Source organism: Microbacterium sp. C5A9 (genome assembly GCF_022627955.1).
In the GTDB taxonomy this organism is placed as follows: domain Bacteria; phylum Actinomycetota; class Actinomycetes; order Actinomycetales; family Microbacteriaceae; genus Microbacterium.
Window position 1 is genome coordinate 450,767 of sequence record NZ_JABXGD010000002.1, and the last position, 22,709, is coordinate 473,475.

A 22,709-nucleotide genomic window follows, 5' to 3' on the forward strand; every position below is an offset into this window, starting at 1 on the left:
TCAGGCATGGAGAAGAAGGTCACGCACACATGGAGACTGCGCGAGGTGATGGCCTCGCGAGGGCTATTTAACATCTCCGACTTGATCCCGATTCTCGTTGACTATGGCATTGAACTGTCGCCCTCCCAGCTATACCGGCTTCTCGGCGGCTCGCCAGAGCGTATAAATCTCACTCTGTTGCACACAATTTGTGAAGCACTTGATTGCGAACTTACTGACCTGTCGGTGCGACACGTTGTCGCGACCCCCACGAGGCTCAAGAACACCGGCACCCATGGCCGAACCAACGACCCACAGCGCCCTCGCCGCGCGCGAATACACAGACCAGAATGAAGTTTCATTAGATGAGCAATACGCGGACCGATCCCGCCTGTGCCCGATGCGACCGCGAGGAAGTCCGGTTCGCCACGACCTGGCCCGAAGGACGCATCTGCCGCCGCTGCTATCAACGGGCGACCCGTATCCACGGCACCTGTCCAAAATGTGGTGTCAACCGCTTGTTGCCAGGACTCCTGGCGAGCGGGGAGCCGGCCTGCGTCGACTGCACCGGAATTCCCAAGGACTTCCACTGCTCGAGATGCGGGCGTGAGGACGAGCCTGTACGGCGAGGACTCTGCGCACATTGCTGCCTCAACGACGATCTCACGGTCCTCCTAGCCGGACCAGATGGAGAGGTGTCCCCCGCCGTACAGCCTCTGTTCTTTGCGCTGACAACTCAGCGGAACGCACGCAGCGCCACGATCTGGCTGACAAAGAATCATGAGACGCGGGAACTTCTTCGCGCATTCGCCACTGGCGCTATTGAGATGACGCATGCCGCGTTCGATACGCACCCCGCGCCGGAGCGCGTGGCCTTTCTTCGCACGCTGCTTGTCGAGCACGGCATCCTAGAGAAGACCGACATCGAGGTTCAGAAGTTCGACGCGTGGGTCACGACCGAGGTTTCCTCTCTACCCGCGGGTGACAAGCAGATCATTCTCCAGTACGCGCGCTGGGTTCATGTCCGCAGAATCCGGGATCTGCTGAGCGCAGGTAAGTTCAAGCCCGGCTCCGTCCTCTACTCCCGTCAATCCATCACCGCTGCAATCGACTTCCTTGCCTACGTCGGGTCGCGTCACACGCTTCGTCGAGACCTTGAACAGATCGATATCGACGAGTGGCTCAGCGAGGGGCCCACGACTCGCAGTCTCGCGCGACCCTTCGTGCGCTGGTGCATTCAGCACAACCACTTGCCGCCTGTCAACTTTCCTTATCGTGTAGCGAAGTCGGTGCCGATTCTCACCCAGCAAGAACGACTGGAACACCTTCGGCGGGTCGCATCAGATGAGGCGATCTCGACTTACCTGCGTGTCGCTGGCGCGCTACTCCTACTCTTCGCGCAGCCGATTACGCGAATCGCCGCGATGACCCTGGACCAGGTCGAGGTCGGCGAAGTCATCGTACTGCGGATCACTCAGGACGAGGTTATCGTGCCCCCACCATTCGACCGCCTGATCCGCGAGCACATCGTCGCCTTGCCGAATCTCAACACCTCAGCTCACCGCGACAACAAATGGCTGTTCCCTGGGGGATCGCCGGGAAAGCACCTGAGCTCCAATCACCTGATGACCGGACTCAGGAACGACGGCATTGATCTAAGGGCCGCGAAGAACGCAGTACTGCGTAGGCTCGTACTCGAGCTACCTGCGCCGGTGGTCGCAGACTCACTTGGCTACAGTTACAACGTCGCCGAACGGCACCGCCTGGACGCGGGTGCCATACACCTGGGGTACGTCTCCTTGATGGTGGCGGACGAACCCGACGCCGGCGCGGATGGCTAGCCCCTCCCCCAGCTAGCGAGCCGTCACATCTGGCTTGTCGTCAGGTAAGAGCTCTTGAAGGGGAATCTCAAACACTTGGGACAGTGCGAGAAGCGTCTTCAGGCTAGGGTTCGCCGGTGCTCCCGACTGGGCCTGCCCACGCTCGTACCTGATGTACGTCAGTCGTGAAAGACCGGCTCTGTACGCCACGGCCTCTTGCGAAAGACCGCGTGCAACTCGCAGGCGATGAACCCGAAGTCCGAACGCGGCGGCGAAGGCTCCCCACGCTTCGCTGCTGGTCGTCTCCTGTCTGCCCACTCATCCAGCCTTGTGACAAAACCATCGGTCATGGTTTTGTCTATGTGACATAATTGGCCGCAGTCATACGAAACATTCACTTCATCGACGGAGCGCACCCCGCGCGTCTCGACCTGCACGTGTGCCACTGCGCTTCGGCTCCGGGTCGCCTCGATGTGCAGGTCCCGTTCAGGTCGACCCCGATTGCGGAGTTGTAGTGACTGATCCCCGACCGATCTGGTGGAGTGCCACGGAGGTCGATGCTCCCGACACTTGGATTGAGGCGTTCGACGCGCTCACCGATGAGGAGCGAGCCGACGAGATGGGCCTGACGGCGGCCATCTTCATCGCGCGCGTGCGCCGACGCACTGGCCGCGGACCGACGTTCTCAGAGACGTTCGCCGAACTCTTCCCGAGTAGCCAGCTCCACCCCGAATGGCCTCCGGGTCTCACCTACCCGGTGCGGGCGACGATCCACCATGCATTCCGTCTGCACGTGGCGATTCAATGGAAGCGACGTGGCTGGATCTGCTGGGATTCGGGCGTGGAACGCAGCCTGCGGGTGGGCCCTACGTTCCGGGAGCGGTCACGCGCTCGTCAGGCCGCGAGGGCGAGATGACACTCCCCCACATCAGCCAGGGAACTGGGGTTGAATCATGAGGACACCGCCGCCGCTGAAAGCTCTCGAGCTCGCATCGACGGTCGACCTACCTGACCAGCGCGTGGCTGTGGTCGGCGACATCCACGGCGACTTCCGATGGCTGGACATCGTCGCTAGGGCCGTTCAGACGCTCGCACCGGACGTCACCACCATGCTGCAGCTCGGCGACTGGGCGATGGATCCCGGCACGACGGACGAGGCTCTCGATGGAACTGGCATCGAGCGCGTCTACGTGACGCTGGGTAATCACGAGCCCTGGGGCCAGATCACCCCGCTGCTGAACGCGCACCCCGGCTGTGCTATACGGGTCTCTGAGATCACCTGGATTCTGCCGAGGCCCGCACGCCTGACTATCGGCGGCCGCAGCGTCCTCTCGCTTGGCGGCGCGGTGTCCGTCGACCGGGCATGGCGGGTCGAGGGGGTGAGCTGGTGGCCGGACGAGGAGATCACCCGAGACCACGTGGCGGCGGCCATTGCGGGAGGACCCGCGGACTTGATGCTGACTCACGAGTCGCCCGCTGGCACGCCCGTGCGCGCAGTCCGGGAGATCCTGCGGACGAACCCGTTCGGATTCCCCGACGATGCCCGAGCAGACTCGGCTACCTCTCGCGCTCGGGTGGCGAAGGTGTGGAACATCGTGTTCCCAGAGCTTCTCGTCCACGGCCACATGCACGCACCCGGCGGTGGCGCCACTGATGATGGCCTCCGTGTGGCGAGCCTTGGTCAGGATGCGCAACAGGGCAACCTTGGCTTTCTCGACATGCGGACCCTGCGAATCGAAACGCCGACGCTCCGGCAGATCCGAGAGGCCGCCGGGCGATGAACAGTACGAATCCGTGGGACTCCATCGTCGGGTCGTGCTACACGTCCGAGTCTTTGGCTCGTGTCCTCGGGTGGACCGAAGCAGAAGTGGTCACAGCAGCCGCTAGGTTGACGGTGCTAGAGCTTCTCACCGTGGAGCGTGTCCGGCTCTATCCCACTTTTCAAGTGCACGAGGGGCGCATGGTGGGAGGACTCGACGCCGTCCTTCAGGTCCTGAGCAACGGGACGCAGTCACGGTGGACGTGGGCGCAGTGGCTGAACACGCGGGTCGATGATGACTCGGGCGAAGAGGGTCCTAGCGCCATCGAACAGCTGCGCGAAGGACATCTGGGTGATGTCCTTCACAGCGCGCGTCACGTCGCTTGGACGTGGAGCACATGACCTGACGGTGGAGCCGACCTCGCGCAGCAGTCCACTCCGCGAGCATTGAGGTTATGGTCGCTCGGTAACCGTGAGCTGGTGGCGGATCTCGTCGATGGTTTTCAGCACGGCAACGGTTTCGTCGAGGGTATGGATTGGCGACTCTCGGAGGCCCTCGTCGAGGAACTTCGCCAGCGCGACAGCCTGGTTGCTCAGTGCGTCGTACTGAACCTCGACGAAAGTGTCCCGCCACTCTTCGGGCTTGTCAACGTCGCCGGTTTGGGTGGTGAGGGTAATGCCGTCCGGGGTGAAGGACGAGCTCGGGAGATCGACCCGCGCGAGCGTGCCGACCTCAGCTTGGGTGGATCACCTCAAGCCTCGGCGAGTCAACGGTTACCCTTCCGGAGACGATCCGGATTCGCCATGCGGCGACCTGAATGGGTGCGCTGGCCGAACAGATCAGCGCGAGGAATCGTTCGAATCGAAGTTCGGGATCAGTGAGATGCCGAACGTATGTCGCCAGATCAACCTCGCTCGGAATCAGTTCAGTAGCAGGGTGAGTGTGCCACTCGCCGATCCAGCGGGACCTATCAAGCCGGTACAAACGCGAGGACTCGGCCTTCGTGTGCTCACGGTCGCGAGAGAAGTTCGCGGGTCCATGGATGGCCTTGGGCCCGGGGGTGGTGGCGTGCTCTATGACCTCGGCGGAGTCCGAGCCGAACAGGGCACCGCCCGTTTCGAGCGCGCCGCTGCCCCCGCGGATCACCTCGGCGATGGCCTCGACCGCTCGTGGACGGATCTTCAGGGCCATGTCGCTTCTCAAGCGTGATGACATGACGGGCAGTCGTAATAGGGCCGCGTTGCTGCGTACCATTGCATATTCATAGTCCGCCGGGCATCGAATGGCGGGCCGAATGAACCAGAAGGGCGGAGTGCGAGAACGAGGTTGTCGTCCTCGAGGGACTGGCCAGGTTCGCCGGCCTGCCTCAGAAGGGTTGCGATAGCAATTTTCGCTGCGATACTTCCGATGAGGTGAAGGTCACCACCGACGGCCGTCATCGGGTTGTGGCGCGTGCCCTCACCATAGCCGCGGTCCAGTGTTGGTTCGGGATCCATCTGACCCGTGTCACGGAGGCGTCGACGTTGGCAGTCGAGACAGCCGACCTCGGGCAACGCCCGAATGCGTAGGATTTCGCCGTACTGGCCATCGCCGAGAACGCATGCGAACACGACAGGCTTGCCCGCACGCCGGGCGAGGTGACTGACCACTCGTCGCGGTTCAACTCCGTCAACCGTGCACACGACAATGTCGGAGATGTCGAGCATCGGACGGATGAAATCGGCGTTTTCGATGACGTCCAGCGGGAAAGGAGACGTCTTGGTCTCTGGCCACTCCCGGCTGAGGTGCTCGTGGAGAGCGTCAACCTTCATCTTGCCCACGTCTCCGCGGCCCAGGACATGACGAGGGACGTTATGAAACAGGAGGCGGTCGGGATCGACGAGATCCATCTGACCTATGCCGTAACTCGCCAACGCCTCGGCCGCAGCCGAGCCGATGCTCCCCGTGCCGATGACCAGAGCGCGTTGCGACTCAAGCAGCTTAGCGGGCCAAAGCCCCTCGAGCGATGTCACCAGCTCGGCGCCGGTCTGAATGTCAAGCATGGCCGGTTCGACATAGTCCGGAGTAATCCTCCACGCGTTCCACTTGGGTAGTCGTTCGCCCTCCCGGAATTCGGGCGGCTCCTCGCAGTAGGTCACGGCAAGATACCAACTGCCGGGTTTGGGTGGGAAAGCAGCCGGCAAGATGCTCTGGAAGTCATCGAACGGCAGTCGAGAGTCTTGCGCACGGAGCTGCCATGCGAGCACCGCAACACGCTCATCAACGCGGTACCAGTAGCCAGATGGATACCAGTCCGCCACGGTCAGGAAGTGCTCGGGGGCCTCGTTGAGCTTGACGCGGTCGGAGTCTTCGTTGGAGATAGCCATAATGAGCGCGGTGCTATCCGGGATCGATAGCCGGCAGGTAAGGTTCCCCCACCCATATGAGAGATCGATGACTTCCATCGCCTCGCTAGGAAGCAGGACGAGCCAAGGTGACGTCATTTCGGCTCCTTGGCGGTCGAGGAGATGAGTTCATCGAGCATGTCATCTTCGACGATTCCGTTCTTCGTCATTCTGTCGACCGCGCCGGCTTCCAATAGGGCGTACTCGATGATCCACCCGCTGGCCTTGAGAAGCAGCTCGCTCGTCCGTGAGTTGAGCGTCCATTGATCTGCGTCACGGAGAAGGCACAGAGCGCCGTTTGGGAGGACGTGGAACGCCTCGAAGCTGCGAAGGACGATGGGCGGTGTCGGTTGCTTGCAAATGACTGTGGGCGGGACGGCGGGAAACGCATGTCGATACTCGACGTGGACACGCCCCGGAACCTTCACGAGGTCGCGCAAACCGATAGGCTCGGGCCGCGAGAACGGCCAGATCAGAATCTCGCCCTCGAACCGGCCGGCGTTCTCGGGCACCCACTCGAGATCCGGGGCGACGGACGCGACATCGAGTTTCTCCAGTTCAAGCCGTGCCGGGTCGTCCACCCACCACGAGCGGCGCTCGAGCGTCATCCCTGGGGCGAGTCGCGAATGGGCCGCGGGCCGGGGTCGGACTCCGTACCAGCGGGAAGAACGAGCGGGAACGCTGGACCGAACAGCGACTGCCAGTGCTTCCTCGCCGCCGGCTGGTCGTTATCGGCGACGGCCTTGACCGCCTGCGCCGCGGCGTCAGCAGCATCCTCCAAGGCACGCCGCAGACCCGCGGTGTCAAGATCCGGTTGGATGAGGCCACAGAGCTTCGCTGGATCCTCGATGTACAGCGAGTGGACGGCTGCCCGCTCAAAGAAGTCCTTGAGCGCTGTGGGCCGATTGCTCGCCTCCTCAAGACATTCCAAAGCGAGAACCTCCATCACCAGCGACTTCACTCGACCCGTCTGGTCCTCGTGCTGTCGCGACCAGTACTTGAGGAGGCGGACGAGGGGCCGAAAGAGGGGCCACTCTGACTGATGCGCGGCGACTTCGTCGATGAGGAACCTCGGATTGGCGGTGTCCCACCGACGATTGCGCTTACTGGGGATGAGAATACCGTTGTCGAGCCGGAGGGCTGGCATCACGTCGACGGTGAACGCGTTCTTGTCACCGGGGTCGTCGATGAAACACTTCGCGGCGCGATTGCGATCCGCGGTGTTCACCTGACGCACGAGCTGGGCTTTCGTTCCTCGGTTGACTGACAGCATCTCCGTGACGAGGTCACGGCAGCGCTCGATGGCTTGCTCAGCCGAGTCACCGGGCTGACCCCACTCCGGGTGCTCTCCTGGATCGAATTCAACGACGAGATCGACGTCGTGCACCGGCTGGAGTTGGGTGCTTCGCGCAAGTGAGCCCGAGCCCCACACCGTGTGAACGTCGACCGCGGTGAGTAGAGCCGATTTGAAGATGTCACGTCGCTCGCGAGCAGTCGCGACGATAGCCGGATCGGCATCAACGATTCTCTGCAGCTCCGTAAACGATTCGAACACCGTCATCGCGGCTCCTCCCCCTAGAACGCGGCCCCCAGCGGCCGCACGCCTAGCGTAGAACAGGTCTCCGACACTCCTGGGCAGACAGCTCCCGTGTCGACCTTATGCGCAAGAATCACGGAAGATCCCTTGACCGCTCCGGGAAGCTGGACGGCCTCAGCATGAGGAGTTTCGAATGGCCACCGCCGCACCCCAATCAGCTCCGACAGACGTGACAGGACCCATTTTTCTCTCTTACCGCCATTTCGACGGTTCGAAGATCCTTGCACGACTGGCATGGTTCCTCCGAGCCAGCGGCGTTCCTGTGTGGCGGGACCAGGACGATCTCCCACCAGGCGACACCGACGACCGGCTTTCGCAAGCTCTCGCCGACGGATTGTCCGGCGGCGTTCTCGTGATTACGCCGGATGTGGTGAACAGCCGCGTGGTTCGTCAAATCGAGGCCGAGAAACTCATCCAGCTCCATCTCGCAGACCCTCGATTCCAACTCCTCGTCGCGAATGACGTAAGGAACAAGCTGGGTCAGGTCGACTACGGCGCGCCCGACAGGCTCCTTTCGAGACCCCAGGAGGAACTGAAGGGAGTCGACCAACGCGGAACGGACGATGATGAACTTCTTCGGCTGACGAGATCGGCAGTTAGTCACCGAATGGTGCAGAATCGAGACCGCGTGGCCGCGGCGGGCTACTTCGACCTCACCATCCAGACACGCAATGTCGGACAGGTCTATGACCGAACCGGAGCACAGCTCGACATCCGCATCAGACCGTCGACCCACGAGCGGCTACCCAGCCCTGCTGGACTACGAGACCTCCAGCGCACCCTCTCGTTCCTACCTGACGCGGTTGTGACAACTGGAGCGAGGACCGTCAGACTCCGAGGCGGCGCGCACCTGTCCGTCGCATACGCACTCGGAGCAGCACTCCCGTCGTCGCGTGTCGGCGCCATCGCCGTCGTCGACCAACGGGAGGAGGAGTGGAGAGGTTCGTCCGAGGCGCACTTTCCGCCCCAACCGCACACACTCCAAGAGGATCTACCTATTGGTCAAGACGCCAATGAAGATTCGCGTGTGCTTGCTTATGTCGACCTCTTGCCAACTCGGAGCGACGCGGCATTCACCCGCTTCTTAGCGGAGCAGTCAGGTGCCTATCTGTCGGCTATCGTTATTCGACGCGCCACCCCGGGTCTCATTCCGCCAGCTGATGCCGACACTATCGCCTCGGAAATAGCCGCCAGGATTCGGGTGTTGTCCGGCGACCACGATAACGCACCCGTGGATCTCATTCTGCGATGCCCTTTTGCTATCGCCGTCCTCCTAGGGCGCCTTTCCAACACACTTCGAGTGCGCGTTTTCGAATGGGACGATAGCAGACTGCCGGGGGACGCATCAGCCAGGTACGTTGCTGCGCTCGACATTCAGGCAAGTAACCCGAGCGGTCCTATCACGGACGTCCTCATGTCAAGCAGCATCGATGAGAAGAAATCGAGCCATCATGGCGTACGAGTGCTGATTGAACGTCTCCGGACAGTTTTCTCTCGTGCAGCCCGGGGATAGCAAAAATGCCTCAAGATAGGTGACGCTGGGACCTCACGAAGAGTCGGCGACGGCATCCGGCCTGTCCCGACGCCGTCGCCGCCGTACGGCTCAGAGCGACCCCTGAGGGTAGCCCAAATCAATCCGAGAGTGATTGAACAGTATCCAGAAGTGCATATTGGTCACCGGCCCCATGCTCCGGCCGAGAGTCAGAGTAGCAAGGTTCGAACGTTCATTCGATTCATCCAGCATGTGCACCGACACCCTCCACCCTCCTCGGAGGTGACACTCTCCCTAATCGCTCGCGGAGGTCGCGCTCGTACTAGGCGCTCTCGGCGAGTTCGTGCGAGAGCTCATAGAACTGGAGCTGTCGTCTCTCGAGACGGCACATCCCTAACCAGAGAGCGAGCCGGCTACTTGTCCTGTGGACTGGCCTCGACACCGGTCGGGAGGTACGCCACGTGGCCAAGCACGCCATCAAGCAGAGCCATGACGTGGTCGTCGTACAAGTCGTAGCGGACGTTGCGCCCGTCGCGATTTCCTGACACGAGGCCGAGATCGCGCATCAGCCGTAGGTGGTTCGACACGGCTGTCTGACCAGCTCCCACAGCTTCGCAGAGCTGAGTGACGGTCAGTGACGATTGTCGCAGCGCGGTGAGGATCCTCAGCCGCACCGGAGAGGAGAGGCCATGCATGACTTCCGCCAGCCGAACGGCTGCGCTCGACGGCAATATCGTCGCCGCATCGAAGCGCATGTCTCGCGTCACCATAGTGAGTCTACGACGGCGACACTCGCTCCGAGGTGACAACACATCACGCATTCGTGATGTAACTTGAAGGCGATATATGAGCGATGAGGAGCCGAACGCGTGAGTCCGATGCGCCCGACAGCCGCTGATCTCGCTTCCGCATCGGCTGCTGATGACTGCGGCTGTGCCCCGACACCCGCCGAGAGAGATCGACTGTGGAAGCGCCCGATTAATCGCCGCGGCGTCTTCGAGCTCGGCGCCTTGAGCGTGGTGGCGCTCGCAGCGTTCGGGGTCGGATCCGGCGTTTCTACCGCGCATGCCGCGACGTACCCGTCGTGGGACGACGTTCAGCGCGCCAAGGGCAACGAGGCAGCGAAAGGTGTCGAAGTTCAACGCATTCAAGGCCTCATTCAGTCGCTGACTCAGAAGGTCGCTGACACCGAGGCCGCGGCCCTGCTCGCATCCGACGAGTTCTACGCAGCGCAGCAGGAGTACTTTGAGGCGATCCGGGTCGCAGACGACCTGCAGGCGCAAGCCGACGAACAGACCCTCATCGCTGAGGGGGCGTCGCGGAAAGCCGGACAGCTGGCGGCGCAGCTCTACCGCAACGGTGGCGACGACACCACGCTGCAGTTGTTCTTCGCAGGCTCTGCAGCCGAATCAGATGAGCTGTTGTCCCGATTGGGAACGCTCGACAAGTTCATGCAGCACAACCGTGCGGTCTATGACGAAGCGATCTCGTCGAAGAACGCGGCGCAGTCGCTCACAGATCAGGCGGTCGTCGCTCGAGACGAGCGCGACCGACTTCAGCAGGTCGCGGAGGAGAAGATGACAGCGGCGCAGGAAGCCGCAGACGCCGCACAGGCTGCGCTCGACGAGCAGACCACCTACCTCGAGACGCTGAAGGCACAGCTCGCGGCGCTTCAGGATACGACCGCGCAGACGGTTGCCGGTTATCAGGCCGGTGTCGCAGCCCGCGCCGCGGAGGAGAAGGCTCGTCGGGAACGAGAGGCCGCCGAGGCCGCCGCGAACAGCGGCGGCAATGGGGGCGGAGGTGGCCAGGCCGGTAGCGGAGGGTGGGTTCGACCGCATGGTGGCGCGCGCAGTTCGAGCTACGGGCCCCGGACCCCGATCTGCGGACCCCAGGGCTGCTCATCGAGTTACCACTACGGCGCAGACCTGGCGAACGGATGCGGCGCAGCGATCTACGCCGCGAACTCGGGGACGGTCGACTACGCCGGCGCCAACGGGAACTACGGCAACTACGTTCGCATTCAGCACGGTGGCGGCGTGAGCTCTGGCTACGCACACATCAAGCCGGGCGGAATCGCCGTTCGTCGAGGTCAGTGGGTCGAGTCGGGACAGGTCATCGCATACGCGGGCAACACCGGGCGATCCTTCGGGTGCCATCTGCACTTCGAGGTGTACCTCAACGGTGGCTACACCAACCCGGTGCGTTTCATGGAGGACCGCGGCGTCTACGTGTGAGATAGCACCGCGGCCCCACCGGATCACGTCAGCCCGGAGTAGGAATGGAGCCCCGGGAAGTAGATGTTCACGACGGTGAAGTTGAACAGCACTGCTGCGAACCCGACAATCGACAGCCACGCAGACCGAGAACCACGCCACCCCCGGGTGGCGCGCGCATGGATGTACCCCGCGTAAAGGACCCAGATCACGAAGGTCCACACCTCCTTGACGTCGAATCCCCAGTAGCGACCCCACGAGTCGTTCGCCCAGATCGCTCCCGCGATGAGGGTGAAGCTCCAGAACATGAAGCCGACGATGGTGAAGCGGTAGGCCAGGGTCTCCAGCGCGTCCGCCGACGGGATCGTGCGAAGGAAGCGAGGACTGCGCTTCTGCTTTCGCGTGTCTGGAGCGGCGCTGAGGAGACGCTCGCGCCTGCCCTGCATCAGCTGTGTGATTGACACGCCGCAGGCGAGAGCGAACAGAGCTGTGGCAAGCGAGGCCACGAAGACGTGGATCACCAGCCAGACGCTCTTCAGCGGATCCATCAGCGGCACCACCTCGACATAGAAGCCGAGGGTCGCACCGCCGAGAAGCAGCACGGTCATTCCGAGCAGGAACGCGCCCAGGAATCGAAGGTCGTACAGCCGCAGCACCAGGAGGTAGACGGCGACGATGAGGAGCGTCCCGGTGAGCGCGAACTCGTACATGTTGGCCCACGGGACCCGTTCGGCCGCAATGCCTCTGCCGAGAGTTCCTCCGAGCTGGAAGAGGAACGCCAGAACCGTGAGCGACGTTCCGATTCGCGCCCACAAGCGTCGCGGTGGCCGCTGTAGAGCGGCGTCGGCGCCGGGAACATCTCCGGCGAGCTCTTCGGACGAGGATGTCGGCCCACGCCCGCCGACGGTCGCCAATCTTCGCACGGGAACGGCAACTGGTGCGGCGCTGCGCTGCGCGAGGTCGATGGTGTGCGCGGTGAACGCGAGGAGGTAGGTGGCAATCGCGGTCCAGACGAGGAGGAGGGAGATGCCGTCGAGGCTGAGCTGATTCATGACGGGTTGCTTTCGGTCGTGTCGTGCTGCTGGTCGTTGTCAGAAGTGGCCGGTGCGGGCTTCACAGGCTCCGCGCCGAGCGAAGTCGAGTGACGATGTGCGAGATCGTCGACCGCTCGTTGCAGCGTGGGGTCGTCGCCGCGCGCGAGGCCGGCGTACTCGATGTGGATGCCGTCGAACCCGTCGCGGGCTTTCACCCACACGCGACGCCGGGGCACGAACAGGCCTGCGAAGAGACCCACCATGGCGATCACCGAGAAGAGGAGCACTCCCCCACTGCTTGGATCTTGTTGGATCTGCAGCGAGGCGAATCGCTTCACAGGTTGCTGTTCCTCCGCGATCTCCCACGTGACGGACCCCCAGCCATTCGGGAGGTCGGCCGTGTCACCGGGTCGGAGTTCCAACGAGTCGGTGCCGCTGTCGCCGCCCGTCTCCTGGTCAAGTCCGCTCACGTCGAGCGTGTAGACGGAGCGCGGCGTGCCGTCGTCGATGCCGAGGTCCCCGCTGAAGACGTTGAAGGTGAGCACAGGATCAACGACGTCGGGGTAGATGGACGTGAACGCACCTGACGGGAGAGTGCCCTGCGTGGGGTAGAAGAACCCGACGAGCCCGACTTGCTTCGGTAGCCCGTCCGGGATTTTGATGATGCCCAGGGAGGTCATGTTCGAGTCCTGCGGCAGGAACGGCTGCGACTCACTGAACACGATGTCGCCGTCGCCGTTCCTCACGGTGAGCGTCGGGGCGTACCCGTTCCCCAGGAGGTAGATCCGGTCATTCGCAATCGTGGTCGGGTAGTTCACTCGAACGCTGCGCTCACTGTCTTGCTCGCCCGGCTGGCGGACCGTGATCTGCGCATCGAAGTTCTCTGCCTGTCCCGCGCCCGGTGTGCCCGGCAGTCGATAGGCGACACGGAAGTCGTCGAGCGTGAGCGAATACGGAACAAGTCCCGCGCCGTCGACGAATCGTCCCGGGTTGAAGGACGAGTAGTCGCTCAACGCGTTCACGAACGTCGTCCCCTCCACCACGACTCGTTGTCCGGTGTACGCGAAGGATCCGCCTACCGCGACCGAGAGGAGCACCCCGACGAGCGCGACATGGAAGACGAGGTTGCCGGTCTCACGGAGGTAGCCGCGCTCTGCCGACACCGAGTAAGTGCCTCCCTGGTCGTAACGCTCGACGCGGTAACCGGATCTTCGCAGCATGTCGGACGCCGCCGAGACAGCCCCCTCAGCATCGCCGCCCTTCCCAGCGATGATCCTCTCGCGATGAGCGGGCAACCTCGACAGTCGGGACGGAGTGCGAGGAGGTCGTGACCGCAGCGCCACATAGTGGTGCTTCGCACGCGGGATCACACACCCGATGAGCGAGACGAACAGCAGGAGATGGATGGCGGAGAACCACGGTGAGATGTAGACGTCGAACAGTCCAAGACCGTCCGCGAGTGAGAACGCTTCTGGGTTGTTCCTTCGCCATTGCACCACGCCGTTGGGGTCTGCGCTGCGTTGCGGGAACAGTGAACCGGGGATCGCCGCGACAGCAAGGAGCAGAAGCAGCAACAATGCGGTGCGCATGCTCGTCAGTTGTGTCCACCCCCATCGCAGCCACCCGGTCACGCTAAGCGCCGGGCTCGTCACCTCAGATGTTGTGCCGGTATCGGCGTGGTCGGCTGGCCGGAGCGGATCGCCTTTGGTGTCGGGGTCAGAGAGGGAGCGGGACATTGATAATCACCTGCTGAAGTTGGGACATGAGAGCGGTCCAGAGGCCGGAGACCATCAGGATTCCGAGAGCGACGAGCATCGCTCCGCCGATGAGGTTGAGCGTGCGGACATGGCGCCGGAGGAAGGCGAGCGAGGAGGACGCCCATCCCCACCCGGCGGCGAGGACAATGAAGGGGATACCGAGGCCGAGCGAGTACGCCAGCCCGAGCAGGCCGGCCCGAGCGGGGTCACCCATGTTCCATGACATCGAGATGATTGCGGCGAGTGTCGGGCCGATGCAGGGGGTCCACCCCACTCCGAGTGCGAACCCCAGCAGCGGGGCGCCAACCAGACCTGCACGACTGCCGATCCGTGGGCGCATCGTTCGCTGCGCGACGCCGAAGAGTCCGATGAAGACGAAGCCCATCACGATGATGACAACGCCGAACACCCTGGTGAGAATGTTCGCGTACTGGAGCAGCACGAAGCCGAACGCACCACCGAGGATGGTCACGGCGACGAAGACGGTCGTGAAGCCTGCGATGAACAGCGTCACCCCCAGCATCAGTCGACCGCGGTGCGACTCTTGGCTTCCGCTCTTGCCCTGTTCTGGCCGCACAGTTCCGCCGAGGTACCCCAGATACCCGGGCACCAAAGGGAGGACGCACGGTGAAACGAAGGAGACGAGCCCGGCGAGGATCGCCACGGGGATGGCGATCCACAGAACTCCGTCGACGATAAGCGTTCCGGGGCTCATGGGACGCTCTCCTCGAGAACGTCCTCGACGAGCGTCGCGAGGATTGAGGCACTGTCGAGCTGACCGATGACGCGGGCGGCGACTCTGCCGGAGCGGTCGATGACCAGGGTGGTCGGCGTGGCTTGGATCGGCGTCACCTGCGCGAAGGCCAGCTTGACCTTGCCGTCGTTGACGTCGATCACGCTCGGATACGTGACGCCGTTGTCTTTGGCGAACGAGAGCGCGGTGGCGGGTTGGTCGTAGGTGTTCACGCCAAGGAAGGCCACGCCGTCGTCGCGATAGTCCTGCCATACCTGTTCCAGGTATGGCGCCTCGACGATGCAGGGGCCGCATGCGGCGTACCAGAAGTTCACGACGAGGACGTCGCCGCGGTAGTCGTCACTCGCGACTTGCTCTTCGGTCTCCGTGACCCCTTCGAATGTCACCGGCTCTCCGCGCTCGCCTTGCGGGATCTCGACGACTTGGAAGTCTCCTGCGATGAAGCCTTTCTCGTTGCCATCCCTGTATTGCTGGGAGAGAGAGTCGTTGGACGCGCACCCTGCGAGCAGGAGAAGGACGGGTATGGAGGCGAGCACGGCGTGACGAATACGTCGTCGTCGGCCGTGGTCCTGCGCGGTGGGGACGCGGGTGGCGGGTGGTCGGGGGACGGGCTCGCTGAGCATGGGTTCCTCTTCGGATCTGAATCTCGTTGGCAGGGCAGAGCCGCTGGTAATCGGGCTCATGCCTCGCGCCCCGGCCGTCAGTGCTCGACGAGGAGCGGGTCCCGGGGGCGACGTCACGTCTCGCTCCCGAGTGACGAGAGCAGGACGGCGTGAATCGAGGAAGCTCAGGTCCGCGACACGCGGAGTTTCGTCAGAGAGGGGGCGGTGGCCCTCACCACGATGCTCGGAAGAAGTCGACGTATCAGGTGAGACCTGATACGTCCCGGGTTCAGTAGAGGTATTGGCCGACGCAGAGCGCTGAGGAGCAGGAGAAGTACTCCGCAGAACAGTCCGAGAGCGCACGCAACGGGGCCCATGCCCATGCTCGATGCAGAGGGCTCCCCCACCGACGCAACTGAGGGCACGTCCTGCGCAGCGTTTCGAGCATCGAGCGCCGAGGAATCGTCGACGCCGACGGACGTCGATACATCAGGTGTCGCCAGATACGGAGCGCAGGCGACACCCAACACGAGCAACAGTGACGCCATGACCACGACAATCACACCGACGGCAAACGGCGATGTCGCCGCCTTTCGCCCTAGATGAGTGTTCATCGCCCCGCCGCTCAGGTCGAGGTCATCAAGCGGGACGCGCCGGAGCTCATTCACCGGTCTGCTCCCGCAGCCAAGCGACAGGATCGACAGTTCCGTCTCCTGTCGAGACTTCAAGGTGCAAATGCGCACCAAAACTGCGTCCGGTGTTACCGACTCGTCCGACTACTTCGCCGACGGAGACGCTCTCCCCCTCACGAACTCCGAGGGAGCCGCGCAACATGTGCGCGTAACGGCTGAATACCGTCTGCCCGTCGATCTTGCTCTCAATGTATACCGTGACCCCGAACGCCCCGCCGTTCTCGGTCGCGATACGGACCGTCCCGCCGGCCACGGCGCGGATCTGAGCTCCCTCACCTGGTGTGAAGTCGGCGCCTTCATGCATTCGCCCCCACCTGGGCCCGAAACTCGACGACGTGGGCACGCTGACCGGGAACGGCCACTGCACCTCAGCATCGGGATCGAGCAGCAGGGATCCGCTGAAATAACGGATTCCTGCTGCCGCCGCGAGCTGCGGGACGGACGTCACGCTGAAGCCGTTCGACCGACCAAGGTCCTCCGCCGCAGCATCCTCCGGCACGACAAACGCCTGAATGTCACTATCGGCGGCGGATCCGTCGCTCTCGGAAGGCGCGAACCGCGCCGTGGTATCCGTCCTGGTCGCCGCGACGGTCTCGGCCGGGATCGTCATGCCGACCATGAACGAGGAAGCGACGGTCAATGTGCCCACCACGATGAGCGTTCTCCCGATTCGCCGCCCGATGGACCTCGCAGGAGCGGGCTTCGCAACGCGTCGAGCGACCTGCTCCGTGGGGGTGGTGGGTGGAGTCGTGTTCACCGTCTCCGCCGGAGTCAGCACGTCGTGCTCTCGGCTCGGAATGCCCTCGTCACGAGGTCGATGGTCGGATGCGCTGATTGGTGGAATCGGCGGATGGGACAGGGCCTCGCGCCTGCGCCGAAGTTCGGAGCGGGTGACTGGCGGAGTCGAGGCTGTCGACGCGGTCTCTCGGCGTCGAAGCTCCGACCGCGTGGGAAGCGGCTCCGGTCGAATGTTCGGCTCGAGAGGGTCATGTGTGGTCACGGTTCGGGCCTCCGGAGTCGGGTTCGGGGGTCGGGTCGGGGCCGTTCGACGATGCGCGTCGAACGATGAGGGCAAGTGTTGCGAGGCTTCCGAACGCGAGCAATGGCGCGCTCAACGCGAGCCACTTCTCCGCGAGGATGCCTGGTGCGATGCCTGAGCGGAGCGGCACATCCGTGATTGCGGCAGCGACCGTGTCGACGCCTGCTGTGTCGAGGATCGCGCCGTCCGGGGCTATGACTTGACTGGTGCCCACAGTGGAAACGTTCACCACGCTCTTACCGGTCTGGATGGCACGCATCCGGGCAAAGGCCAGTTGCTGAAGGTTCTCGTCGGAGCCGCGGAAGTCCGCGTTGTTGGTTTGGAAGATGTAGAGCTTCACATCCTGCTCAGCAGCGGCACGGATCACGTCGTCGAAGATCACGTCGAAGCAGATCGCGAGACCGATGACGGTCTCGCCGACGGTCACGACGGGTGGGTTCGTGCCGGCAGTGTACTCGCGCTGGATCAGCCCGACGAGGTCGGGGGCAAGGCGCTCGTACATCCATCGGTCGGGGACGTACTCGCCGAATGGGACGGGATTGACCTTGTCGTGGACTTGGGAGCTGCCGGGGTTTGCCGTCCACAGGAAGGAGGTGTTGAACGTCTCATCGCCTCGTGCCGTCGCCGCGTTCGCCAGAAGCGGCGCCCCCGTCCGGGACACGATCCGATTCAGTTCAGAGGCGGCCTGTCGGTTGCGGAACGGGTCGAACTCCGCCGATCCTTCTGGCCAGACGAGCACGTCCATGTTCCGGTCGAGAATCGGTTCCGATGCCGCGACCTGTGCTTTGAGCAGGTCACCCGAGGCTCTACCGTCGAAGTAGCCTGAGGGACCGTTGCCTTGGACCCACCCAACCGCGAATGTGCCCGCGTCTGTCGTCGCATATTGCGGTGTCACACTGAGTCCGAAAATCAGGACGACAGCGGGCGTCAGAACGGACACTGCGCGCAACCCGATACGAAGCCACTGCACGATGCTCGCAGCGATGACCGAGATGGTGAGCGAGAGCCCGGTCACACCGATCCACGATGTAGCTTCCGGGAACGGGCTCTCGACCTGGGTCATCCCGAGTCGCACCCAGGGGAACCCGCCGTACGGCCACGATCCGAGCACGATCTCGCGGGCAACCCACAACCCGCCGACCAGTGCGGGTACGGCGACGATCTGCCAGACGCGACGGCCGCGGAAGCGGCTCGTCCATCGGTATGCCAGCGCTAGGGGAACCGCACCGAGCCCGAACAAGAGAGCCTGCAGCCCCGACAACGCGATGCGTGGCAACGGCCCGAGGAACTGACCAACCCAATCGAGGTGAAGCGCGTAGAAGGTGACACCGAACGCGAGACCGACGAGCAGCGCTCCGCCGACGCTACGTCCGACGGTCGCAACCAAGGTGAGGATGACGCTGACGAACGCGAGGGGCCACCAACTGACCTCGGGAGTCGCGAGGTCCATGGCGAGTCCGCCGACCGCCGACAGCGAAACGGCGACCCATACACCGACGAGTGGTCGTGTGAGATCACTGTTCGTCGTTCGGGCCTCAGACGTCGGCACAGTGAGGAGTGTCGTCGACATTGCTCAGGCGTCCCGCTCGCGGAGTTTCTGGAGGTAAGCGTTGTACTCATCCAGCTCGGATGATCCGTGGATGTCTACGTACCGGTCCTGTGCCTGGGATCGTGCGGTGTCCTCTCGGAACCATCGGTGCATGACGTAGATCAGCATCAGGAGCGTGGGGGCCTCGCCGTACGACCAGGCGAGTCCGCCGGCGAGCCGCTGGTCTTCGATGGGGTCGAGTCCCATGGCCTGCGTGGGCGCGACGAAGTGGGTGATGAGCATGGTGGTGGCCATCATGAGGAACACTCCGAAGAAGGCGTGCAGCGCGGCTTCGGCGAACACATCGAGGGCGCGGCCGCCGTGACTGAGGCGAACGGGTAGCGGGTCGGAGCTCAGGATGGGGATTGTGAAGATGATGCCCGCGCCGAGGAACGCCACCTCGAGGGCGATGTGTCCCGCGGTCGAGCTCAGGAGGGAGTCTGCGAACCCCGCGAGGTACAGGCCGTAGAACGCGGCCAGATAGAGAGGGAGCGCCGCCCATGGGCTCAGAGCCCAGCGCGCGAGTCTGCTGCGCAGCCCCGCGTGGGCGACGGCGAGTGCCCTACGCCCCAGCCCTACGTGCGGGGTGGCGCGGAGCAGCAACGTGCCCGGAGATCCCAGGATGAGTAGCGGCGGAATCGCCATCATCAGAGTGAGCTGCTGGAACATGAACACCGACATCAACGCGTAGCCGTAATTCTCCACGGCGAGACCGGTCGTCCCAGCCAGGAGCGCGCAGCCGCTGAGGAAGCTGAACGTACGCCAGATGGACCAGCGTCGACCGTGCGTCCACATGCGAACGGCCCCGACCATGTAGAGAAGTGCAAGCAGCCCAGCGACCACCGGCAGCACCGGAAGCGCCCCCGGAACCACGGCGAAGTAGTCAGGGAAGGTGGGCGCGACGTCGGGGATCCACGGAGTCATCGACGGGCCCCCTCCGGCCTGTCGATGAGCTGAGCGATGAGTGCCGACATCAGGGTCGGGGGAACTTGATAAGGCTTCCCGCTACCAGGAAGACGACTGCTGCCGCGGGCTGGATTCCGGTCCAGACCGGTCCGGCGAACGGGAAGGGCATGACGGGATTCCACAGGACGGCGATGGCGATGAACACCGGGATCCACCACCAGTGGCGCGCTTGCACGGCGAACCATCCGACGATGACCGCGAGGATCGACGTGACGTAGAGGATGGCCGAGGCCCAGTCACTCGCCAGCAGCACGGGGGCGAGGAACAGCACCGCGGCTGCGAGCAGACTCGGAGCAAGGGCATTCCGCTGATAGGTGGACGGGGTCCGCTTCTTCTGTGTCATGAGCGTCCCCATCCTTCGCTCATGTCCTGTGGCATCGAAGCGGGAGGCGTGACGACGTCGTCCTCTGGACCACGGCGGCGCCGAAGAAGCCCGACGACCAGCACGACGGCACCGACCCCCAGCGCCACGTCCGCCAGATTGCCGATGAAGAGGTCCGAGTAGGCGAGGAAGTCGGTGACGTACCCGCGGCCGAACGCAGGGGGTGCGAAGAGACGGTCCAGGACGTTGCCGATGGCTCCCCCGAGAATGAACCCGATACCGACCGCCCACCACGTGGTACGGGATCGGATTGCGCTCCTGATGAGCACGACCGTCGCTGCGATTCCGACTGCGGTCAGCAGCGGAGTCGCGCTGGAACCGAACGACAGGATGGCACCCGGGTTGAACGCCAGTTGCAGCCCGAAGAGGTCTCCCAGTAGCGGAATGCGCTCCGTGGTACTCAGTTGCGCCAAGGCGACCGCCTTCGACACTTGGTCGATGATGACGGTCGCACCGGCGACGGCGAACGCGATGGCGAGCTTCGGCACGCGCGCACTCATGATCACGCGCCTCCTTCCGTGTCGGCCGCTGCTCGGTCGCGCCGGCGGCGCTTCCACCCGGCGAACGCGACACCGACAGCGCCCGCTACGAGAACGAACCCCATGCCGATGACGAACAGGATGCCGAGGAACCCGAGATCGTCTCGTTCCACCGGCCGCTCTCCGTTCTGCCTTTGATGACGGTCCTTGTCCGACTCTGTCTCTTCGGGCGACGGCGAAGGCGACGGCGTTGAACTCTGTTCCGGAGTGGGGGACGCGGTAACTGGTGCGACGTCCCCAACTGCGGACGCTGAAACCGAAGGCGAAACCAGCAGGACCGTCGCGAGGATCAGCAACGCACACGCGACGGCACCCCACGCATGTTTCGTCGTGGCCATCGGATGTCTCATGTGTGATCCTCGTTTCGGTCGGTGTATTTCGGACGAACGTATTCAGGGGCGTTTCATGATGTGGCGTGCAATCGAGATCGCGTCACGGCGTGCCCCGTCGAAGGTGTCTGAGTCCTGGCTACCGTGGTTCGGCATGCCGACGACGAACAGACCTGGGACGCTCGTAGTCCCGCGCTTCCGGCGACTGGACGTGGCATCGAGTACCGGACGGGGAAGCCAGCCGTCCGCGGGCAGGTATCCGGTCGCGTAGATGATGGACTGTGGAGCGATACGACGACCATCGTCGAAGACGATGTGCGCTCCATCTGCGGCAATGGCCGCAGGCAGCACTTCGATGCCGAGTTGTTCCCATCCCGGATCCAGTGAGAGCGCTGCCCCACCTCGCGCTAGTGCCCGACGCCGCCCGACGCCGCGTCGTGCCGGTCGAGCCGCGGAGACCGCCGAGGGCTGGGACGACAGCGTGACGCGGTGCGTACGACTGAGCTCGCGCGCGATCTCTTGGCCGCTGTGGCCGGCTCCGACGACCAGCACGTCACCGCTGGGAATCTGGCTCGGTCCGCGATAGTCGGCGCTATGAACCATGATCCCCGGTGCCGCGGCGTCTACCGCCCAGCTCGGGATCCGAGGTCGAGCCGCGGACCCGGCCGCGCAGACGATGTTGCGCGTCTGCACCGGCCCTTCGTTCGTTGACAGAAGCAGAGTGGATCCGTCCCCCAGACGGTCCACGCCTGTCGCTCTGATGCCCCACAGCGTCGTGAGGCCCAAGGCGGCCTCGACGTCGAGAAGATGCTGTTCGATCTCTCGCGGTGACGGGCGTCGATAGGGGTCGCCTGTGAGATGCCGCCCGGCGACCGTGCTCCGCCCGGCCTCTGTCAGGAGTGTCATCGACGACCAGCGGAACGCCCACGAACGACGCCCGTCGGGATTGCTGTCGATAACGGCGAAATCCCGTTGCGGCTTCAGGCCCGAGCGCGAGAGTTCGGCGGCGACGGAGAGACCAGCGTGGCCGGAGCCGACGATGATGACTCGACGATGAGAGAGGCCTAGGAGTGTCATGTTCCCTTACCCGCTGAGAGGATCGCGTTCTCGAGGTCGTCGTAGCGCTCGAGTGTGATGGCATCGCCGTTCACGAAGAACGTCGGAGTTCCGCTCACTCCCAGTGCCTGACCGTCGTTGTAGTCGAGATCGACTCGTGCGACCGTCGCGGGGTCAGAGATCGCGGCATCGTAAGCGGCCATGTCCAGGCCGATCTCCTCAGCGAAGCCTCGGAACAGACTCGCCCGCGATTCCTGGGCTTCACCCCATTGAGCCTGCGTCTCGAAGAGCTTGCGGTACATCTCCTCAAGGCGTCCCTGCTGCGCAGCCGCTTCGGCGGCGAACGCAGCATTCCTGGAGTTCAGATGACCCGGTAGCGGGAAGTAGCGGATGACATAGGTGATCTCGCCGTCGTAGCGCTCGCGAAGGTCTTCGACCACGGGGTAGAAGGCTCCGCACGCTTCGCATTCGAAGTCGAGGAATTCGACGACGGTGACTGCCCCGTCTCCCCCGTCGTCGAGAACGTGTGAGTTCTCGCGGAGCACCTGCGCCGTAGAGCTTCCGTTCTCGGATTCTGGCGGCGCAGTGTTCTGCTGGTTTATGACGACGACGATGACCGCGACGATAATCAGGACGATGGTTACGGCAAGGGCAGCGAGGCCGGCTTTGACGGCGGGTTTCATCAGGTACTCCAAGGACTGTCGACACGGTCGAAGGTCGAGC

Annotated in this window: 24 protein-coding genes; 6 read left to right on the top strand and 18 right to left on the bottom strand. The window is 63.7% G+C overall.

Annotated elements, in window-relative coordinates:
• Window positions 1-6: 6 nt before the first annotated feature.
• Together HWD99_RS05415 and HWD99_RS05420 are read left to right on the top strand one after the other, a co-directional pair.
• On the top strand, window positions 7-333 hold the full coding sequence (locus tag HWD99_RS05415) for a helix-turn-helix transcriptional regulator (protein ID WP_126893218.1): 327 nt from the start codon (window positions 7-9) through the stop codon (window positions 331-333).
• Between the two features lie 341 nt (window positions 334-674).
• Window positions 675-1,820 carry a hypothetical protein gene (locus tag HWD99_RS05420; RefSeq protein ID WP_241795210.1) on the top strand — a complete coding sequence of 382 codons (1,146 nt, stop codon included), beginning with the start codon at window positions 675-677 and terminating at the stop codon, window positions 1,818-1,820.
• A 12-nt stretch (window positions 1,821-1,832) separates the two neighbouring features.
• Here HWD99_RS05420 and HWD99_RS05425 read toward each other — a convergent pair whose 3' ends face one another.
• Window positions 1,833-2,117, bottom strand: coding sequence for a helix-turn-helix transcriptional regulator (locus tag HWD99_RS05425; protein ID WP_126893216.1), 285 nt, complete (start codon window positions 2,115-2,117; stop codon window positions 1,833-1,835).
• Window positions 2,118-2,313: 196 nt separating this feature from the next.
• On the opposite strand from HWD99_RS05425, the gene HWD99_RS05430 reads away from it, so the two are divergent.
• Together HWD99_RS05430 and HWD99_RS05435 are read left to right on the top strand one after the other, a co-directional pair.
• Complete coding sequence (locus HWD99_RS05430; RefSeq protein ID WP_241795211.1) at window positions 2,314-2,715, top strand: hypothetical protein; 402 nt, start codon at window positions 2,314-2,316, stop codon at window positions 2,713-2,715.
• 37 nt (window positions 2,716-2,752) lie between these two features.
• The gene (locus HWD99_RS05435; RefSeq protein ID WP_241795212.1) at window positions 2,753-3,580 is read left to right on the top strand and encodes a metallophosphoesterase; all 828 of its coding nucleotides are present in this window, start codon (window positions 2,753-2,755) and stop codon (window positions 3,578-3,580) included.
• A 711-nt stretch (window positions 3,581-4,291) separates the two neighbouring features.
• Here HWD99_RS05435 and HWD99_RS05440 read toward each other — a convergent pair.
• From HWD99_RS05440 to HWD99_RS05455, 4 genes are read right to left on the bottom strand one after another with little or no spacing between them, the layout of a single operon-like run.
• A complete protein-coding gene (locus tag HWD99_RS05440; RefSeq protein ID WP_241795213.1) occupies window positions 4,292-4,750 on the bottom strand; it encodes a Mov34/MPN/PAD-1 family protein in 459 nt (152 codons plus the stop codon).
• Window positions 4,751-4,758: 8 nt separating this feature from the next.
• Window positions 4,759-6,042: a ThiF family adenylyltransferase gene (locus HWD99_RS05445; RefSeq protein WP_126893212.1), complete on the bottom strand. Its 1,284-nt coding sequence runs from the start codon at window positions 6,040-6,042 to the stop codon at window positions 4,759-4,761.
• A complete protein-coding gene (locus tag HWD99_RS05450) occupies window positions 6,039-6,551 on the bottom strand; it encodes a hypothetical protein (RefSeq protein ID WP_241795214.1) in 513 nt (170 codons plus the stop codon). The genes HWD99_RS05445 and HWD99_RS05450 overlap by 4 nt, the downstream gene beginning before the upstream one ends.
• Window positions 6,548-7,504 carry a nucleotidyltransferase gene (locus HWD99_RS05455; protein ID WP_241795215.1) on the bottom strand — a complete coding sequence of 319 codons (957 nt, stop codon included), beginning with the start codon at window positions 7,502-7,504 and terminating at the stop codon, window positions 6,548-6,550. The genes HWD99_RS05450 and HWD99_RS05455 overlap by 4 nt, the downstream gene beginning before the upstream one ends.
• Window positions 7,505-7,673: 169 nt before the next feature.
• On the opposite strand from HWD99_RS05455, the gene HWD99_RS05460 reads away from it, so the two are divergent.
• Window positions 7,674-9,053, top strand: coding sequence for an SAVED domain-containing protein (locus HWD99_RS05460; RefSeq protein ID WP_241795216.1), 1,380 nt, complete (start codon window positions 7,674-7,676; stop codon window positions 9,051-9,053).
• A gap of 392 nt (window positions 9,054-9,445) precedes the next feature.
• On the opposite strand, the gene HWD99_RS05465 is transcribed toward HWD99_RS05460, so the two are convergent.
• Window positions 9,446-9,802, bottom strand: a complete 357-nt coding sequence (locus HWD99_RS05465; protein WP_241795217.1) for a helix-turn-helix transcriptional regulator — start codon at window positions 9,800-9,802, stop codon at window positions 9,446-9,448.
• A gap of 108 nt (window positions 9,803-9,910) precedes the next feature.
• Between HWD99_RS05465 and HWD99_RS05470 the strand changes: the two genes are divergently transcribed.
• Window positions 9,911-11,269 (top strand): peptidoglycan DD-metalloendopeptidase family protein, encoded by a 1,359-nt coding sequence (locus HWD99_RS05470; protein WP_241795440.1) that lies wholly within the window; start codon window positions 9,911-9,913, stop codon window positions 11,267-11,269.
• Between the two features lie 23 nt (window positions 11,270-11,292).
• Here the strand turns inward: HWD99_RS05470 and ccsB are convergent, their stop codons facing one another.
• The 12 genes from ccsB to HWD99_RS05530 all read right to left on the bottom strand — a co-directional run bounded on the left by ccsB (window position 11,293) and on the right by HWD99_RS05530 (window position 22,669).
• Window positions 11,293-12,300: a c-type cytochrome biogenesis protein CcsB gene (gene ccsB, locus HWD99_RS05475; protein WP_241795218.1), complete on the bottom strand. Its 1,008-nt coding sequence runs from the start codon at window positions 12,298-12,300 to the stop codon at window positions 11,293-11,295.
• Window positions 12,297-14,018 carry a cytochrome c biogenesis protein ResB gene (locus HWD99_RS05480; protein WP_241795219.1) on the bottom strand — a complete coding sequence of 574 codons (1,722 nt, stop codon included), beginning with the start codon at window positions 14,016-14,018 and terminating at the stop codon, window positions 12,297-12,299. The genes ccsB and HWD99_RS05480 overlap by 4 nt, the downstream gene beginning before the upstream one ends.
• On the bottom strand, window positions 13,999-14,754 hold the full coding sequence (locus tag HWD99_RS05485) for a cytochrome c biogenesis CcdA family protein (RefSeq protein WP_241795220.1): 756 nt from the start codon (window positions 14,752-14,754) through the stop codon (window positions 13,999-14,001). Before HWD99_RS05485 ends, HWD99_RS05480 begins: the two co-directional genes overlap by 20 nt.
• A complete protein-coding gene (locus tag HWD99_RS05490) occupies window positions 14,751-15,416 on the bottom strand; it encodes a TlpA disulfide reductase family protein (RefSeq protein ID WP_241795221.1) in 666 nt (221 codons plus the stop codon). The genes HWD99_RS05485 and HWD99_RS05490 overlap by 4 nt, the downstream gene beginning before the upstream one ends.
• A gap of 639 nt (window positions 15,417-16,055) precedes the next feature.
• Window positions 16,056-16,736, bottom strand: a complete 681-nt coding sequence (locus tag HWD99_RS05495; RefSeq protein ID WP_241795222.1) for a M23 family metallopeptidase — start codon at window positions 16,734-16,736, stop codon at window positions 16,056-16,058.
• A gap of 337 nt (window positions 16,737-17,073) precedes the next feature.
• Complete coding sequence (gene lnt / locus HWD99_RS05500) at window positions 17,074-18,696, bottom strand: apolipoprotein N-acyltransferase (RefSeq protein WP_241795223.1); 1,623 nt, start codon at window positions 18,694-18,696, stop codon at window positions 17,074-17,076.
• Window positions 18,697-18,699: 3 nt separating this feature from the next.
• Window positions 18,700-19,638 carry a cytochrome c oxidase assembly protein gene (locus tag HWD99_RS05505; protein WP_241795224.1) on the bottom strand — a complete coding sequence of 313 codons (939 nt, stop codon included), beginning with the start codon at window positions 19,636-19,638 and terminating at the stop codon, window positions 18,700-18,702.
• A gap of 49 nt (window positions 19,639-19,687) precedes the next feature.
• On the bottom strand, window positions 19,688-20,023 hold the full coding sequence (locus HWD99_RS05510; protein WP_241795225.1) for a DUF6804 family protein: 336 nt from the start codon (window positions 20,021-20,023) through the stop codon (window positions 19,688-19,690).
• Window positions 20,020-20,562, bottom strand: a complete 543-nt coding sequence (locus HWD99_RS05515) for a signal peptidase II (protein WP_045262819.1) — start codon at window positions 20,560-20,562, stop codon at window positions 20,020-20,022. Before HWD99_RS05515 ends, HWD99_RS05510 begins: the two co-directional genes overlap by 4 nt.
• A 2-nt stretch (window positions 20,563-20,564) precedes the next feature.
• Window positions 20,565-20,714 carry a hypothetical protein gene (locus HWD99_RS05520; protein WP_156149084.1) on the bottom strand — a complete coding sequence of 50 codons (150 nt, stop codon included), beginning with the start codon at window positions 20,712-20,714 and terminating at the stop codon, window positions 20,565-20,567.
• A gap of 279 nt (window positions 20,715-20,993) precedes the next feature.
• The gene (locus HWD99_RS05525; protein ID WP_241795226.1) at window positions 20,994-22,007 is read right to left on the bottom strand and encodes an NAD(P)-binding domain-containing protein; all 1,014 of its coding nucleotides are present in this window, start codon (window positions 22,005-22,007) and stop codon (window positions 20,994-20,996) included.
• Entirely contained in the window at window positions 22,004-22,669 is a 666-nt protein-coding gene (locus HWD99_RS05530; protein WP_241795227.1) for a thioredoxin domain-containing protein, read from the bottom strand. The genes HWD99_RS05525 and HWD99_RS05530 overlap by 4 nt, the downstream gene beginning before the upstream one ends.
• Window positions 22,670-22,709: the final 40 nt, after the last annotated feature.

Coding starts and splice junctions, on each gene's coding strand:
- HWD99_RS05415 (WP_126893218.1), top strand. CDS start 7: ATGGAGAAGAAGGTCACGCACACATGGAGACTGCGCGAGGTGATGGCC.
- HWD99_RS05435 (WP_241795212.1), top strand. CDS start 2,753: ATGAGGACACCGCCGCCGCTGAAAGCTCTCGAGCTCGCATCGACGGTC.
- HWD99_RS05440 (WP_241795213.1), bottom strand. CDS start 4,750: ATGGCCCTGAAGATCCGTCCACGAGCGGTCGAGGCCATCGCCGAGGTG.
- HWD99_RS05445 (WP_126893212.1), bottom strand. CDS start 6,042: ATGACGTCACCTTGGCTCGTCCTGCTTCCTAGCGAGGCGATGGAAGTC.
- HWD99_RS05450 (WP_241795214.1), bottom strand. CDS start 6,551: ATGACGCTCGAGCGCCGCTCGTGGTGGGTGGACGACCCGGCACGGCTT.
- HWD99_RS05455 (WP_241795215.1), bottom strand. CDS start 7,504: ATGACGGTGTTCGAATCGTTTACGGAGCTGCAGAGAATCGTTGATGCC.
- HWD99_RS05460 (WP_241795216.1), top strand. CDS start 7,674: ATGGCCACCGCCGCACCCCAATCAGCTCCGACAGACGTGACAGGACCC.
- HWD99_RS05465 (WP_241795217.1), bottom strand. CDS start 9,802: ATGGTGACGCGAGACATGCGCTTCGATGCGGCGACGATATTGCCGTCG.
- HWD99_RS05470 (WP_241795440.1), top strand. CDS start 9,911: ATGCGCCCGACAGCCGCTGATCTCGCTTCCGCATCGGCTGCTGATGAC.
- ccsB (WP_241795218.1), bottom strand. CDS start 12,300: ATGAATCAGCTCAGCCTCGACGGCATCTCCCTCCTCCTCGTCTGGACC.
- HWD99_RS05480 (WP_241795219.1), bottom strand. CDS start 14,018: ATGTCCCGCTCCCTCTCTGACCCCGACACCAAAGGCGATCCGCTCCGG.
- HWD99_RS05485 (WP_241795220.1), bottom strand. CDS start 14,754: ATGAGCCCCGGAACGCTTATCGTCGACGGAGTTCTGTGGATCGCCATC.
- HWD99_RS05490 (WP_241795221.1), bottom strand. CDS start 15,416: ATGCTCAGCGAGCCCGTCCCCCGACCACCCGCCACCCGCGTCCCCACC.
- lnt (WP_241795223.1), bottom strand. CDS start 18,696: ATGTCGACGACACTCCTCACTGTGCCGACGTCTGAGGCCCGAACGACG.
- HWD99_RS05505 (WP_241795224.1), bottom strand. CDS start 19,638: ATGACTCCGTGGATCCCCGACGTCGCGCCCACCTTCCCTGACTACTTC.
- HWD99_RS05510 (WP_241795225.1), bottom strand. CDS start 20,023: ATGACACAGAAGAAGCGGACCCCGTCCACCTATCAGCGGAATGCCCTT.
- HWD99_RS05515 (WP_045262819.1), bottom strand. CDS start 20,562: ATGAGTGCGCGCGTGCCGAAGCTCGCCATCGCGTTCGCCGTCGCCGGT.
- HWD99_RS05525 (WP_241795226.1), bottom strand. CDS start 22,007: ATGACACTCCTAGGCCTCTCTCATCGTCGAGTCATCATCGTCGGCTCC.
- HWD99_RS05530 (WP_241795227.1), bottom strand. CDS start 22,669: ATGAAACCCGCCGTCAAAGCCGGCCTCGCTGCCCTTGCCGTAACCATC.